Origin of the sequence: Microlunatus panaciterrae (assembly GCF_016907535.1) — a bacterium.
In the GTDB taxonomy this organism is placed as follows: domain Bacteria; phylum Actinomycetota; class Actinomycetes; order Propionibacteriales; family Propionibacteriaceae; genus Microlunatus; species Microlunatus panaciterrae.
This window is the reverse complement of sequence record NZ_JAFBCF010000001.1, coordinates 1,294,680-1,308,929: the sequence shown is the minus strand read 5'-3', so window position 1 is coordinate 1,308,929 and position 14,250 is coordinate 1,294,680. Positions and strand designations below refer to the sequence as shown.

Below are 14,250 nucleotides of genomic sequence, written 5' to 3'. Positions count from 1 at the left end.
TGAGGCGAGCGTGCTGCCCGTCCATCTCACGGTAGACCTTCCACTCGATGAGCCCCGATGATCATGAAGAGGGCCCCAGCCCGAAAGCAGCTCAGGTGGATGAGGTCGCCTCACTGTGGTCGTCCTGCTGACGTCGGCTTCATGGCCGAGAATCGACGATCTCGCCCTGACCGCGTACTTCTGGCTTCTCGAGCCGGGCAACGGATTGCCAGCAGCGGACGGGCGCTCAGAACTGAGGTCCGTCATCGATGCCTACGACACCACAACCGAGATGCCCCTGACGATCGCGGATCGGATGTCGCTCCGGTGGCGATCACCAGCCAGCCTGCCTGGTCGGTGGGGGAGTGGGCATTGGAGGACTCAAACCCTCACGCCCTAGGACTTTTGCCTCTGTTCGTCTGTCCGGCCGCCACCTCCACTGGGAGCAGGAGGTTCGCGATGACTGGATCGGGAGGAACCCGCCGAAGGAACCCAGGTGAAGGCAGCGCTGCCGGGACGGCAGCCGCGACCGGTGTAGGGTCCTGGCCCACGCCTCGGTTGGTCTTCGCAGACAACCTGAAGGTGGCGCTGGTGGCAGGTGTGATCCTCGCCCATGTGATCATGGCCTGGGTCGGATTGGGAACCTGGGTCCTGAGCGAGCCACCCGTCCGTGAACCGCTCTTGTCGCTGTTGATCATGCTTTCCGTCGTCGGGGTGCTGTTCGGCATGCCGTTGTTCTTCCTGGTTGCTGGAATGTTCACTCCTGGTTCGCTCCGGCGCAAGGGTTTCCGCACGTTCGCGAAGGAGCGGACGCTGCGACTGCTCCTGCCGTCGGTCCTGTTCGCCCTCCTACTGAGTCCACCGATCGAGTACTTCGACACCGACAATGCGGGCTGGACCAAGGGATTCTGGGCGTTCGTGCCCACGGTCTGGTGGCAGCTGCCGCCGCCCCCAGGACCGACCTGGTTCCTGGGCGTGCTGCTGCTGCTGTCTCTCGGATATGCGGCTATCCGCTCGAGATGGCCGGGCAACGTCGTCACCGTGCCGCTACGGGTCCTGGAGCTGGCGGTAGCGGCCGCCCTCGTCGCTGCCTCCTCGTTCCTGATGCGCCTGGTGGTGCCCTTCGGCGAGGAGCGCTGGCATCTGGCCGTCTCGCAGGCTCCGGGCTGGGTGGTCGGCTTCATCCTCGGTGTGATCGGGCGCGAACGTGGCTGGTTTCTGCCGATGGAGCCGCGCATGGCGAAGATCATCCGGTTGGTGGCGTGGATGGCGATGGCGGCCTGTGTCGGCGTTGTCGGAGGCGCCGTGGGTCTGGGAATGGACCTCGAGGTGTTCACCGGTCACGGGACCTGGCAGTCGCTCGTGCTCGCCATCATCGAGGGGGTGATCGTGGTCACGGTGTCCCTCTGGTTCTTGGATCTTTTTCGCCGACGGTTCAATGACCAGGGTGCCTTCGCTCGGCAGTTGAGCCGGGCGGCCTATGCCACCTTCCTGGTGCACCAGCTCGTGCTGGTCGGATTGGTGGTGCTGAGCCGGCGGCTGCCGTGGCCGCCGGAGCTCAAGTTTCTCACCGTCAGCGTCCTGGGCCTGGTGTTCTCCTTTGCCCTTGGTGCCGCGTTGGTACGGCTGCCGGGAGTCTCTCGCATCCTCTGACCAGAACCAGCGGCGCTCGACGACGCGAGAAGTCGGTCAGCGTCCGGTGGCGGACTCGTAGCGAAGGAGAACGACACCATTGCCGAAGGTCCGGGTCTCAGCAAGGCTGAGGGTGATACGGGCACCCGACGAGGGAAACAGAGGCTTGCCGCCTCCGATGACGACCGGGTGGATGTAGATGCGGTATTCGTCGATCAGGTCGTGTTGCATGAATGATGCCGCCAGGTCGGCACCTCCGATCACCAGATCTCCGCCCGGCGTCGCCTTGAGCCGCCGCATCTCTTCGACGTCGAGGTTGCGCCGGATCGTCGTGTTCCAGTCGGCCCGCTCCAGGGTGCGGGAGAAGACGATCTTGGGCATGTCGCGCCAGATGCGGGCGAACTCCGCCATCACCGGCGGGCTCGACGGGTCGGCGTCAGCGGTCGGCCAGAATCCGGCCATCAGCTCATAGGTGACACGACCGTCGATGAAGGCGCCCATCGAACTGAGCTGTTCGTTGAAGTGGCTGTGCAGCTCCTCATCGACCCGGTGCCAGTCGATCTGGCGCGCCGGCCCCTCGATGAACCCGTCGAGGGACACCGACATCATCAAGATGATCTTCCGCATCGCGATCCTTCACACACACTCGGGTGGCTTCAGCCACCTGCTGTGCTGGCGACGATACGCCACAACCTCGTATGGGTGCACTGTCTTCGTCACATTGTCGGGGCAGCTGCAATCCGGGATTCAGGTGAGCGCATCGGTCTAGGCTGAAGATATGGAGAATCGTCCGGGCGATCTCAGGCTGGAGATGGGACACGTGTTCCCGGCGGCTGCCTCGGAAGTCTTCGAGGCGCTCAGCGAGGCGGAATGGTTGGCCAGATGGTGGGGTCCGGTGGGATTCAGCATCCCGAACCTCACTTTCAACGCCCGCGTCGGTGCCAGATATCGAATCGAGATGCAACCGCCGTCGGGTGGTCCCTTCTTTCTCGGCGGTGAGCTACGCGAAGTCCTTCGACCTCTCAAGTTGTCCTATACCTTTGCCTGGGAGGATCCTGATGTTGATGACGTCGAAACCCTGGTCACCCTGGTGCTACGCGCGGTGGTCGGCGGCGGCGCGACCGAGGTGGCACTGACTCAGGGCCCCTTCCGAACCGAGGCGCGTCTTGCGCTGCACCGTGAGGGGTGGACTGACGCTTTCGAGAAGCTTGAGCGGCTCATGACCATCCGTGCCTAGGCGGGCCTTGCAAGAATTCGACCAGTCGCGTCCGGTGAGGTGGCGTGTGCGCGCACGAATGAAGTTTCAATCATCAACGAATGGTCGATTTCTTGCACCGGCACTTGGGTTTCAGGCGCTTGCGGGTAAGAATGCCAATAGCAACGTATGGCTGACCATTTTGGGGCGCGGCCCCAGGTCAATCCGTATGAGACCTGTGCGGGAAAGCCCGGAGACGTGTCCCTCTGCGAGGGGACACCGAAATGGACGTGGAATGGGAACAACGAGACGACGGCTCACTGGTGGCGAGGGGGGAATTCGCCTCGGTCGAGGTGAGGCCTGTGGGCGAGAGCTATGTCGTGGCCTCGGGAGGAGCCATGCGAGGCAAGACCCATGGCTCACTGGACGCGGCGAAGGAGTGCGCTGAAGAGTGGTTGGAGGTGCTCGAGCGCGAGTTCGGGCCAACCGCATGATGCTTCAGCCGAGTCTGCGTGACAGCTGTCCTGAACTGGTGAAACCGATGTCTCGGTTGGTATCTTGCCAGGTATCGCGGACGTCAAGGAGGACAGTATGTGCGAGTGGGTTGAGCTTCCTGACGGGACACTCCAGGCATGTGGCGAGACGGGGTGCGTGCAGATCCGAGCGGAGGACGACTACTGGGTCGTTTCGGCTGGCACTGCGATGTTCACGCAGTTGCACGGTTCGGTGGATGCAGCCAAGGAGAGGGGCGAGGTCTGGCTTGCCTTGATAGATAAGGACGCCACCGGGGCCGGGCCCACTCAGACACCGCAGTAGGGCGCATCCTCCAGGTGGTCTGGCCGGTGATGGTGAGCCGGTGCGGGAAGTGCTCGGCGAAGAAAACGGATAGCCAGGCTTTCCTGAGACGGCTCTTGGTTGGTCATTGCCGATGGTCAAGCACGGCCAGCCAGTGCAATGCGGCCACCTGGGCCGACTCCAGGGTCGCGTGGGCCGCCCCTTGGTCGGCGCCTCCTGAGGTCACGAGATAGCCCCCATCCGAGGGCGTTACCGCCACGGAAGCGAACTCGCCCTGGGCCAGCAGCGAGCCGTCCGCATGTCTGATCCACTTCATGTCCATCTGCGTCGATCCTACAAGGTTGACGCCTTGGCCATGCTCCGCCGACGTGGCAGAGCAGCTGGTCATCACTTTCCAAGGACCTCTGACTCCAGTGTGCTCCACGGGTGGTGAGACACCAAAGCTGGGCCCCACATCTCGACCGCGGCACCGGCAGGCGTGGCTGATTGTTGCTGCCGCCTTCTTCGGGTACATAATCAGCCTCGGTCTGGCAGAGTCCGGCAAGGAGGGACGTAGCGACGCTTGACCTCTCGCCGATCCACGCGCTGCACCCGAGAGGGTCGAGCGTGGGGCGGTCCATATCCCACTGTAGGAGTTGCTCGCCGTGAGTGAAGTGTCAGCATCTGAGGGCCGCCGGTGTGCGGTCGTCTTCAACCCGACCAAGATCAGCGACCAGTTCCGTGAGCGGATGACGAAGGCTCTGCAGCGTGACGGATGGGTGGACACGCTGTGGCTGGAGACCACTGCCGAGGATCCGGGACGAGCCATGACGCGACAGGCAGTCGACGAACGCGTGGATCGAGTCATCGGTGCCGGAGGTGACGGCACTATCCGCATCGTCGCGGACGGCTTGGCGGGTACGGACATTCCGATGGGACTGATCCCGGCCGGCACCGGGAACCTGCTCGCGCGAAACCTTGACCTGCCGATGGATGAGGAGGCCGCCATTGAGGCAGCCATCGGCGACCAGACCCGCGTCATCGACCTCGTCCGGATCACTGTCGATGATCATGAACCTGAGCGCTTCGCTGTGATGGCAGGTTTCGGGGTCGATGCGATGATCATGGACGAGACCGACGAGGGGCTGAAGGACAAGGTCGGCTCGGCCGCCTATTTCGTGGCGGCCAGCAAGGCGTTGGGTCGAGTCCCAGTTTCGCTGACAGTCAAGCTGGATGACGGCCGACCGTTCAAGCGACACGCCATGCTGTGCGTGATCGGCAACGTGGGCGAGCTCCGAGGGAACCTCACGCTCATCCCTGGCGCCAAGCCCGACGACGGGAAGCTTGACCTCTACATCGCGTCCCCGCGCAAGGTGCGGCACTGGCTCAAGCTGGCTCTGCGTCTGATGACCCGCAGGCCCAAGAAGGACGACCAGGTCGACCAGCTCACCGGAAAGGTCGTCTCGATCACGATCCGCGGCACTGAGAGCTATCAGCTCGACGGCGACGTGGTCGGCGACTGCACCAGGCTGACCGCAGAGATCGAGCCCGGCGCTCTCACTGTCTGCATCCCCGAGGTCGGTTCACAGCAGCAGTGATCCTGCGGCTCCCGGTCCTTGTCAGGCTCCCTGAGATTGAGTTCGCCACGTTCTCTGAGCTTGAGTTCGCTACGTTCCCTGAGCCTGTCGAAGGGCTCTTCGACAAGCTCAGAGCGCGTTGGTTCGGCTCGATTGATTCGCTCTGGTTGGCTGAATTCCGTGCCCTGAGCTTGAGCTCGCTACGTTCCCTGAGCTTGTCGAAGGGCTCTTCGACAGGCTCAGAGCGCGTTGGTCCGGCTCGATTGATTCGCTCTGGTCGAGGGTGGCCGCCCAGCTGGCGAGGAGCGTGAGTCCGTCGCCAGACGCTGAGCCCGATCTGCGCGGCGGGGCCCATCAGTGCCCGGCCGGCTTGCCAGCCGGATGGATGCGCTCATTCCCGGACGGAGAACGGGGCCGGCGACTCCAGGGACCCCTCCTCCAAGCCGGTCCCGCCTTCGATGAGCTCAACCAGCCTCGTGATGAAGCGGGCCGCCGGAGCGCCGTCCACGACGTCGTGGTCGAAGGCAATCGTCAGGTTGAGCAGGTCGCGCGCTTGAACGCGGTCCTCGACCACGGCAGGTTTGCGAGCGATGCCTCCGACGATGAGCAGCAGGGACTGACCCGCCGGCGCCAGACCCTAGCCACCGCCGCGACCGGCCATCCCCAGTGCTGTCACGCCTACCGTGCCGGCCGCGTTCACCCTCCGGGTGGGGTTGAGCCGGCTGGCCGTACGGATGAGTCGGACGAACAGCCGGGGAAGCGGCCAGGGGGCCGACATCAGGACCTGAAACGCCGACGGTTTGCCGTCGCCCCGGGGGAGGGGCCGGGCCTGGAATTGTCGAATCTCCCGGTGAATGTCCAGGAGCGACTTGCGGTTGGCTGCGCGGATGATCAAGGGGACTGCAACGGTGGTCTCTCCCAGCTTGCGCTCGACGGGCAGGAAGACGTCCACGTCGTCGAAGACGACCAGATGCTTGCGGCCCTTCGGCATCGCCTGGACGGACTTGTCCTCATCCACGGCCCGGGCAAGGCAGCAGGCCAGATAGCCGGTGAAGGACAGAGCGTCACCCGTCCTTGTCGTGTAGTCCTCAATGGCCAGTCGAACGTCGGTCACATCCACCTCGAGCAGGGCGTAGATGCTGTGCTTCCACCAGTACAGGTCGAGATAGTTATGCGTGATGCGGCGTGCAGGCGGAAGTTCCGTTACCTGATAGGAGAGCGAAGGTTTGGGCATGAGGCTCCTCCTCGTGCTGAGGTCACCCCGGGACAATGACGAAGCCACGCCGCCCGAGGCTGTGGACCGGAATGGTTGAGTTGGTCACCGACCACGCTGTCGCTGTCGGCGACCGACACCTAGGGCCGATGGTCCCGTGCCGTACCGACCAAACGACTCCCGGGACCGGGCCGACGGCACTCGCCGGGCCTCGGGCTGCCGGCCTCCACCCTGGCCTTGACCGTCCACTGTTAGGGTCCTGGCATGGGTGCGGAGTCGAGCAAAATGACGTTGTCGGTCATCCCTCACGAGCGGTGGTGGGGAGGGGCCGTCGCCGATGGGCAGCGGATGCCCTTCGGTGATCGTCCGCACCGCCGCAACCTGGCGACCTCAGCTGGTGTCGCCGATGATGATCACGCCGGCGCCAACCAGTCCGCGCCGTTGTTGGTGTCCAGCGCTGGTCGATATGTCTGGTCCGAGCAGCCGTTCACCTTCGCCTTCGACGGCGCTGGAAACCTGACGGTGGACGGCACCGAGGTAGTGGTCGGTGAGGAAGGCGGTGGCCTGGCCTCGGCGTTCAGGTCGGCGGCAGCGAGGCACTTCCCGGCCTCCGGCCAGACTCCGGCGGAGGTGATGTTCCGCGCGCCCCAGTACAACACCTGGATCGAGATGCCCTATCAGCCGAACCAGGAGGCGGTGCTCGGCTATGCGCAGGGTGTGCTGGAGGCAGGGTTCCCGCCCGGCCTGATCATGATCGACGACCGCTGGTCGGTCGACTACGGGAACTGGACCTTTGACCGCTCCCTCTTCCCGGATGCCGCGACGATGGTCCAACAGCTGCACGAGATGGGCTTCCCGGTGATGTTGTGGCTCGTCCCGTTCGTCAGTCCTGACAGCCCCAATTCCCGGTGGCTGGCCGAACGGGGGTGGCTGATCAAGGGGGCCGACGGGCGCCCTGTCGTACGCGAGTGGTGGAACGGGTACAGCACGATCGTGGACCTCACACACCCGGACGCCGTGGCCTGGCTGCGGGGTGTGTTGAACGAACTGAGGACGGTCGTGGGCATCGACGGCTTCAAGTTCGATGCGGGTGACCTGCGCGACTACCGTCCCGACGACCTGACGGTGGGCGAGGACGGGGCGGTCGGTCAGTGCGAGGCCTGGGCTCGGCTGGCCTCGGAGTTCAAGTTCAATGAGCTGAGGGCCTGCTGGAAGATGGGTGGTCAGCCCCTGGCGCAGCGTCTCCACGACAAGCCGCGCACCTGGGGGCAAGGCGGACTTGCCTCACTCATCCCGGAAGGCATCGCTGAGGGCCTGATCGGACACGCCTTCAACTGCCCGGACATGATCGGTGGCGGGGAGCTGGGATCGTTTGAGGACGACACGCCTCTCGATCAGGAGCTCTTCGTCCGCTTCGCGCAATGCTCGGCTCTGTTCCCGATGATGCAGTTCTCTCTCGCCCCATGGCGCGTCCTCGACCAGACGCACCTCGCTGCTGTCCGGACCGCCGTAGAGATCCGTCAAGAGCTGATGCCCGACCTGGTGCGGCTGGCCAGCCACGCCGCCAGCAGCGGAGAGCCCATCCTCCGTCCGTTGGCGTACCACTTCGCAGGCTACGAGGAGGTGCGCGACCAGTTCCTCGTCGGCGAAGACATCCTCTGTGCCCCGGTGCTGGAGCAGGCGGCCACGAGCCGTCACGTCCTGATACCGCCCGGGCAATGGAAGCAGGACGACGGGACCGTCGTCGTCGGGCCGACCGAGGTGGACGTCGAGGTCACCCTCGAGTCGTTGCCTCGGTGGCGTCGCATCGCTGCCTGATGCGAGCTGCCGGGTAGGTCCTGACTCTGATGCGTCTGGCGGCGGCAACTAGTGGTGGGTCGGTGAGTCAGGAAAGGACGGGGACGTCCGGCTGACGCTGCAATGCCAATACTCGCGTTCTTCACTGTGTCCAGATCGCGAGGATGGATAGCAGTGGCGGCAGAATTCGCGTTGTGTTGAGTTCTCAGTCGCGGTCGGGCCGGTGTGCGCCAGAAGTCGGGTTCTGTCGAGTTATGGACCGGAATCTGCGCTTTGGGCACGCGAGAACTCGCGTTCTGCCGAGTTCTCAATCGTGCGGGTGCGTTGCCGTCCCAAGGTCGCGTCCAGTTGAGCGGAGCGAAGGTCTGCCGACCGTGGCTCGAGCGTGTCCGAAGGCCCGTCGCCGGGCCAGGGCTGGGAGGCGACGCTTGCAGGGCGTGAACAGATGAATCGGCTCGTCAGCATGGGACCGGGCCGAGTCTGACGCTCAGCGGACACGCTGGCTCGGCGGCGACGCGCCGATCCGTGTGTTGTGCCGTCTGTACAGGCGGCACCGGTCCAATGACGCGGTCTGGCCTGTCCAGGGCGTACCGCCCTGGGACGTCGAACCGTTCGCCTCCCGTTTCCCGACGCTATCAGCGACGGTTCGGAGTAGCGTTGAGGTCATGGCGAACAAGAAGCGGTGGCAGGACTTCAGCGCGGGTCAACGCGCAGCCATCATTGCGGGCGGAGCGGCGGAGCTGGTGCTCACCAGCATCGCCCTCACTGACCTGGCCAAGCGCCCGGGTAAACAGGTGCGCGGCCCCAAGCCCCTCTGGGTCCTGGGGTGTATCGTTCAGCCCTTTGGGCCCATTGCCTACCTGGCGTTCGGTCGGCGCTCGACCTGAGCTCAGAGTTGCGCTCCCTCCTCCGGCAGGCTGAGGGCGACAACTGCGACTGGGCAGGCGGCCACCTGGCTGGCTCAGGGCTTCCGGTACCCCATGGCATACATCCAGGTGGCCGCATCGATCGGGATCAGCAGTGGCCGCTTGCGGGCAGTGAACTTGGCTGCTGTCACCCATGGCGGGGATTTTTGTGCTTTGGGACTCGCAAGTATGTCTTTGCATACGCAATAACGTCCCATCCACTGTGAGGGGTGGGCTCAACGGCTGGGAACGAACGCCTGGTCTTCCATAGGCAAGCGTGCAACAATCTGCGCATGAATGCAGATAGGCGGACGGCCCACGTTGAAGGAGGCGTCCAGTCGGACGAACGGCAGCGGGACATCGACACCCAGTTCGTCGAACTGGCCGTCGAAGTCTTCGCCATGCTGGCTGACGCCACCCGGGTGCGAATCATCCTGGCGTTGCGGGACGGCGAGCTGTCGGTGAACACCCTGGCCACCATGGTCGACAAGTCCCCGGCCGCCGTGTCGCAGCATCTGGCGAAACTGCGGCTGGCTCGGATCGTGTCCACCCGCCATGAGGGCAATCGGGTCTTCTATCGACTCGAGAACGAGCACGCCCAACAGCTCGTCACGGACGCAATCTTCCAAGCCGAGCACTCCCTCGGTGGCCAGCCCCGCCACCATCACCAGCACGCCGATGAGGTCCATTCGTGAGCGCCCACCATTCCCACGACCACAGGCACAGCCTTCAGCAGCCAGACAAGGGCGCGGGTGATCGACCCGGTCGACACGGTGATCACACCACGTCGGACGATCACGGACACGGACACGGACACGGGCACGGACACGGGCACGATCATGATCATTCGCATCCCTCCGGTTTGAAGGGGCTTTTGTACGGCCTGTTCGTGCCGCACAGCCACGATGCTGCGGACTCGATCGATGACGCCTTGGAGGCCAGCGCACACGGGGTTCGAGCGGTCAAGGTCGGGCTGGTCGGGCTCGGCGCGACCGCGATCCTGCAACTGGTGGTGGTGTTGATCAGCGGCTCTGTCGCTCTGCTCGCTGACACGATCCACAACTTCTCCGACGCCTTGACGGCGATCCCGCTGTGGATCGCCTTCGTCGTGGGTAGACGGGCCGCCACCAAACGCTATACCTACGGCTACGGCCGGATCGAGGATCTGGCCGGGCTGTTCATCGTGGCGATGATCTTCCTGTCCACTGTGGTGGCCGGATACGAGTCGATCCGCCGGTTCATCGAACCGCAGCCACTGCACAACCTCGGCTGGGTCTTCGTTGCCGGCCTGGTCGGTTTCGTCGGCAACGAAGCCGTCGCCGTGCATCGGATTCGGGTCGGGCGCCGGATCGGCTCGGCCGCATTGGTGGCCGACGGTGTCCATGCCCGTACTGATGGTTTCACCCCGCTCGCTGTCGTCCTGGGTGTGACCGGCGTCTGGCTCGGCTTTCCGCTCGCCGACCCGATCGTCGGCTTGGTGATCAGCGTGGCCATCTTCATCCTGCTCTGGGGCACCGCCCGCGATATCGGTCGGCGGCTTCTCGACGGGGTGGACCCGAACCTCACGCAGCGGGCCCACGGAGCTGTTGCGTCCCTGCCCGAAGTCGATCACGTCGAAGATGTCCGGTTGCGTTGGACCGGTCACCGGCTCAGCGTCGAAGCCACTGTGGCTACTGACCAGCACATGACCGTCCACCAGTTCCATGCTCTGGAGCACGAGGCTGACCACGCCATCCGGCAGCACCTGCCCTCGGTCGGGCATGTCCGCCTCAACCCGACAGTGAGTCACACCGAAAAGTTGTGACTCTCCAGACGAGTGATATCCCTAGACTGGGCGATGCGCCATGTCAGCGCGCCAAGCTGTCACATCGCATCTGAGCAGTGGACGGTGTTCAGCTTCTAGAGATCGGAAGCACAGCGATGGGGACGGGTGATAGCCGAACTGTCGGTTGGTGGCTGACCGCAATCGTCCTGGCCCCTCTGCCGTCTGGCGCGCAGCTGCGTGCACTCGCGTTCTTAGCGTTCGCCCCACGAGAGTCGCAAGACTACCCAACTGATGAGTGAGAGACCTGTGCAAATGAACTCCCGGGAACCGATCCGAGGCGTGCTGGCTTCGATGGTCGATGCTGTGCGGACCAGCTTGTGGCCGGTGCCCACGATGGGGATTGTGCTGGCTCTTGTCGGAGCAATACTGCTCATGCACCTCGACCGATCGGTCGATGACCTGCTGCCCAGCGGCTTATCCTCTTGGGTTTTCGGCGACGACTCGGACGCTGCCCGGTCGATGCTGGGCTCTCTCGCAAGCTCATTGATCACCGTCACATCGCTGACGTTCTCACTGACGGTGGTGACACTTCAGCTGGCAAGCAGCCAGTTCTCGCCGCGGTTGCTGCGCACCTTTACCCGCGATCCGGTCGTTCAGCGGACTTTGGCGCTCTTTTTGGGCACCTTTGTCTTCACCCTGACCGTCCTTCGGGCGGTCCGATCTTCAAGCGATTCCACCGAAGAGTTCGTTCCACAGATCTCGGTTACGGTGACATACCTGTTGACCGTGGCAAGTGTCTTCGGACTGATTCTGTTCTTGGCGCACCTCGCTCAGGAGATCCGAGTGGAGACGATGCTGCGCACAGTGCATCGGGAGGCCATGGACACTGTGCGCCGTGTGCTCAGTGATGTGGAGACCACCGAGCACAACGACTTCCAGCCAGCCGTTGGTTCTATCGCGCTGCTTTCTCCGCGCTCGGGTTTCATCACGCACGTGCGGACGGAGGAGCTGTGCGCCGTCGCGTCAGAGCTGGACACCATGATCATGGTCACGGCACCGACGGGTAGCTCTGTCGTCGAGGGCACGCCCGCAGGTCAGGCCTGGCCGACCCAGCGTGGCCGGCAGCTCACCGATCAAGAGCGTAGCCAGGTTCAGCGGGGCTTCGACCGAGCAGTCGAGATCGGCTTTGAGCGGACCTCCATCGACGACGTTAGCTATGGCCTCCGCCAACTCACTGACATTGCTGCCAAGGCCTTATCGCCGGGTGTCAATGATCCCACCACCGCCACCCATAGTCTGGGCCACAGCTCTGCCCTGGTCTGCGCTCTCGCTCGGCTGCCACTGGGCGACCAATTGGTCCGCGACGACACAGGTACGCTGCGGGTCGTCGTGCGTCGGCCGACATTCGGAGACTTACTCAACCTAGCGGTCGACCAGCCCAGACGGTACGGAGCGGGCGAGCCCCAAGTAGTGGAGCGGCTGTACCAACTACTGAGCGAAGTCGGTTGGGTCGTCGCAGCGCAAGGTCATCGGCTGGCCGTTCGCGACGAGTTGCGTCGGCTCCGAGATGCCACGTTGGCAACTCCAACCGACGAGACGCAGCGGCTGCGATACGATCGGCTGCACGAGCAGGTGGAACGTCATCTGAGTCAGTGACGAAGCCGCGGCGCGATGTCCGACTCAGGTCAAATCACTGATTGCACCAACCTGTCAAATTCCGATGGGCCCTGCTGCGTCGATCACCACCACAGCGAGTGAGACATCGTGCAGCCCGTGGACTCTGCACCGTCGAGCGAATGGCCCAGAATCGGCCGGTAAGCCGCCGAGAGATTGCAGACCGAGTTGTCGGACCACGGGATCAGGCTTACTCAAGCGCTCTCGAACGCCGGTAAGTTGATCGCGTCATGGAAGCTCCTGCCCATCGCCAGATCTGCAACCTTAGGCAGTCCCATCAATCTCATCACCGTGTTTCGCAAGAGGAGTTGGAGCCGATTCTTTGGCGCGAACGCCGGCCCCAGGCCCACGGCGGCATCCTGCTTGGAGCGCAGGAAACTGGCGAGCCGCTGCTCATAGCGAGAGAAGGCCTCGACATGATCACCCACCCGGCTCAGTTCCGCGGCCAGGACGTAGGCCTCCACCATCGCCAGTGCCGAACCCTGTCCGGCCAGAAGTGAGGGGCAGGCCGCCGCGTCGCCCACCAACGCCACGCGCCCACGCGTCCACGAGGCCATCCGGATCTGGCTCACCGCGTCGAAGTAGAACGTTCTTGCCTGCGGCATCAGATTGAGGATCGCCGGCGTCTCCCAACCTGCGCCGGCCAGCCTTGTCCGCAGGAGCGCTTGCTGTGCGGGCCGATCGTCGCTCGGCACGGGGCCGTGGTGTCGCACCGTGAACACGAACGTGGTGATGTCATCGCGGAGAGAGACCCGGACGGCCTGGAACCCCACCTCGGCATGCATCATGGCGATCAGGTCGTCGCGCGGACGATAGCCTTCGACGTCGAACACCGAGACCACCATGTCGAGGTACGTCTCGTAACGTTCGTCCGGGCCGAAAACCAGCCGCCGGATCTGTGAGTGCAGCCCGTCTGCACCGACTACAAGATCAAAGTCGCGGTTAGCCCCACTGTCGAATGTGACCTGGACGCGTTCGCCGTCGTCATCGAGCGACGAAACGGTGTCGTCGAGGATCAGCTCGACCCGCTCCTCGAGCGCGCCGTAGATGACCGCAGCCAGGTCGGAGCGAGCGATGCTGAGGTACCGCTGGGTAGACCCCATCACAGCCACCGGGTCGAAAGAGGCGATGCGGTGCCCCTCGCGGTCGACCGCACGCGCCTCAGCAATCACGTAGCCGCGTTGCCTCAACTCGGGCACGATGCCCATCCGCTCGGCCACGTCGAACCCTGCCCCCCAGAAGTCGATCAGGTAGCCACCCCGTCGGAGCTCGGGAGCTCGCTCGACCAGGCTCGGCTCGTGGCCTGCCCTCAGCAACCAGAAGGCGAGGGTTGGGCCGGCAATCCCGGCACCCACGATCAACACCTTCATGAGGCACCCTCCAGTCGCGACCTGGAAAGGACGCCAGTCTGATCTTGGCAGCCAGCCCCTGCGCGCGGACTGGTGACCTGGCAAGGCATCGGCGAGGGTTACTCCTCCGGTCGGCGGCTTGCGGCGCCGCCTGAATGCGCCTTGTCGAGCCCGTCAGTGGACAAGGCTCCGAGATCGGGAAGTCCGATCCGACGGCTTTCCTGTGCTCGACGGCGGCGGGCTCGGGCGAACAGCAGGACCACGACAATCGCGATGATGATGACTGCGGCCACAATCCACAGAATCGTTGTTGTGCTCATCTTGAAGCGTCTCCCTTCGAACGGTCGGCACGTCCCAACAACATTCGGCGGCACGCGATCCGGGCCGCGA

At 64.2% G+C, this 14,250-nt stretch carries 14 protein-coding genes; 8 read left to right on the top strand and 6 right to left on the bottom strand.

Annotated elements, in window-relative coordinates; genetic code table 11:
- Positions 1-57: 57 nt before the first annotated feature.
- Positions 58-1,632, top strand: a complete 1,575-nt coding sequence (locus JOE57_RS05935) for an acyltransferase family protein (protein ID WP_338041184.1) — start codon at positions 58-60, stop codon at positions 1,630-1,632.
- A gap of 36 nt (positions 1,633-1,668) precedes the next feature.
- On the opposite strand, the gene JOE57_RS05930 is transcribed toward JOE57_RS05935, so the two are convergent.
- Positions 1,669-2,238 (bottom strand): dihydrofolate reductase family protein, encoded by a 570-nt coding sequence (locus JOE57_RS05930; protein ID WP_204916830.1) that lies wholly within the window; start codon positions 2,236-2,238, stop codon positions 1,669-1,671.
- A 151-nt stretch (positions 2,239-2,389) separates the two neighbouring features.
- On the opposite strand from JOE57_RS05930, the gene JOE57_RS05925 reads away from it, so the two are divergent.
- On the top strand, positions 2,390-2,848 hold the full coding sequence (locus tag JOE57_RS05925) for an SRPBCC family protein (RefSeq protein WP_204916829.1): 459 nt from the start codon (positions 2,390-2,392) through the stop codon (positions 2,846-2,848).
- An 877-nt stretch (positions 2,849-3,725) separates the two neighbouring features.
- Here the strand turns inward: JOE57_RS05925 and JOE57_RS05920 are convergent.
- Positions 3,726-3,923, bottom strand: a complete 198-nt coding sequence (locus tag JOE57_RS05920) for a hypothetical protein (RefSeq protein ID WP_204916828.1) — start codon at positions 3,921-3,923, stop codon at positions 3,726-3,728.
- A 322-nt stretch (positions 3,924-4,245) separates the two neighbouring features.
- On the opposite strand from JOE57_RS05920, the gene JOE57_RS05915 reads away from it, so the two are divergent.
- Entirely contained in the window at positions 4,246-5,178 is a 933-nt protein-coding gene (locus JOE57_RS05915; RefSeq protein WP_204916827.1) for a diacylglycerol kinase family protein, read from the top strand.
- 370 nt (positions 5,179-5,548) lie between these two features.
- Here the strand turns inward: JOE57_RS05915 and JOE57_RS05910 are convergent, their stop codons facing one another.
- Positions 5,549-5,767 (bottom strand): 2-oxo acid dehydrogenase subunit E2, encoded by a 219-nt coding sequence (locus tag JOE57_RS05910; RefSeq protein ID WP_239579230.1) that lies wholly within the window; start codon positions 5,765-5,767, stop codon positions 5,549-5,551.
- 27 nt (positions 5,768-5,794) lie between these two features.
- Positions 5,795-6,391, bottom strand: coding sequence for a hypothetical protein (locus tag JOE57_RS05905; protein ID WP_204916826.1), 597 nt, complete (start codon positions 6,389-6,391; stop codon positions 5,795-5,797).
- A gap of 243 nt (positions 6,392-6,634) precedes the next feature.
- On the opposite strand from JOE57_RS05905, the gene JOE57_RS05900 reads away from it, so the two are divergent.
- The 5 genes from JOE57_RS05900 (at position 6,635) to JOE57_RS05880 (ending at position 12,493) form a co-directional block, all read left to right on the top strand.
- Positions 6,635-8,188: a glycoside hydrolase family 31 protein gene (locus JOE57_RS05900; protein ID WP_204916825.1), complete on the top strand. Its 1,554-nt coding sequence runs from the start codon at positions 6,635-6,637 to the stop codon at positions 8,186-8,188.
- Between the two features lie 644 nt (positions 8,189-8,832).
- Entirely contained in the window at positions 8,833-9,054 is a 222-nt protein-coding gene (locus JOE57_RS05895; protein ID WP_204916824.1) for a PLD nuclease N-terminal domain-containing protein, read from the top strand.
- A gap of 311 nt (positions 9,055-9,365) precedes the next feature.
- Positions 9,366-9,767, top strand: coding sequence for an ArsR/SmtB family transcription factor (locus JOE57_RS05890; RefSeq protein WP_204916823.1), 402 nt, complete (start codon positions 9,366-9,368; stop codon positions 9,765-9,767).
- Between the two features lie 167 nt (positions 9,768-9,934).
- Positions 9,935-10,876: a cation diffusion facilitator family transporter gene (locus JOE57_RS05885; RefSeq protein ID WP_239578855.1), complete on the top strand. Its 942-nt coding sequence runs from the start codon at positions 9,935-9,937 to the stop codon at positions 10,874-10,876.
- 273 nt (positions 10,877-11,149) lie between these two features.
- The gene (locus JOE57_RS05880; protein WP_204916821.1) at positions 11,150-12,493 is read left to right on the top strand and encodes a DUF2254 domain-containing protein; all 1,344 of its coding nucleotides are present in this window, start codon (positions 11,150-11,152) and stop codon (positions 12,491-12,493) included.
- A 212-nt stretch (positions 12,494-12,705) separates the two neighbouring features.
- Here JOE57_RS05880 and JOE57_RS05875 read toward each other — a convergent pair whose 3' ends face one another.
- Both JOE57_RS05875 and JOE57_RS05870 read right to left on the bottom strand, forming a co-directional pair.
- Positions 12,706-13,881, bottom strand: a complete 1,176-nt coding sequence (locus JOE57_RS05875) for an FAD-binding domain (protein WP_204916820.1) — start codon at positions 13,879-13,881, stop codon at positions 12,706-12,708.
- A gap of 98 nt (positions 13,882-13,979) precedes the next feature.
- Complete coding sequence (locus JOE57_RS05870; protein WP_204916819.1) at positions 13,980-14,180, bottom strand: hypothetical protein; 201 nt, start codon at positions 14,178-14,180, stop codon at positions 13,980-13,982.
- Positions 14,181-14,250: the final 70 nt, after the last annotated feature.

Bases quoted from the DNA above. Each gene is read 5' to 3' on its own strand.
- JOE57_RS05935 (WP_338041184.1), top strand. From the start codon at position 58: ATGATCATGAAGAGGGCCCCAGCCCGAAAGCAGCTCAGGTGGATGAGG.
- JOE57_RS05930 (WP_204916830.1), bottom strand. From the start codon at position 2,238: ATGCGGAAGATCATCTTGATGATGTCGGTGTCCCTCGACGGGTTCATC.
- JOE57_RS05925 (WP_204916829.1), top strand. From the start codon at position 2,390: ATGGAGAATCGTCCGGGCGATCTCAGGCTGGAGATGGGACACGTGTTC.
- JOE57_RS05920 (WP_204916828.1), bottom strand. From the start codon at position 3,923: ATGGACATGAAGTGGATCAGACATGCGGACGGCTCGCTGCTGGCCCAG.
- JOE57_RS05905 (WP_204916826.1), bottom strand. From the start codon at position 6,391: ATGCCCAAACCTTCGCTCTCCTATCAGGTAACGGAACTTCCGCCTGCA.
- JOE57_RS05900 (WP_204916825.1), top strand. From the start codon at position 6,635: ATGGGTGCGGAGTCGAGCAAAATGACGTTGTCGGTCATCCCTCACGAG.
- JOE57_RS05895 (WP_204916824.1), top strand. From the start codon at position 8,833: ATGGCGAACAAGAAGCGGTGGCAGGACTTCAGCGCGGGTCAACGCGCA.
- JOE57_RS05890 (WP_204916823.1), top strand. From the start codon at position 9,366: ATGAATGCAGATAGGCGGACGGCCCACGTTGAAGGAGGCGTCCAGTCG.
- JOE57_RS05880 (WP_204916821.1), top strand. From the start codon at position 11,150: ATGAACTCCCGGGAACCGATCCGAGGCGTGCTGGCTTCGATGGTCGAT.
- JOE57_RS05875 (WP_204916820.1), bottom strand. From the start codon at position 13,881: ATGAAGGTGTTGATCGTGGGTGCCGGGATTGCCGGCCCAACCCTCGCC.
- JOE57_RS05870 (WP_204916819.1), bottom strand. From the start codon at position 14,180: ATGAGCACAACAACGATTCTGTGGATTGTGGCCGCAGTCATCATCATC.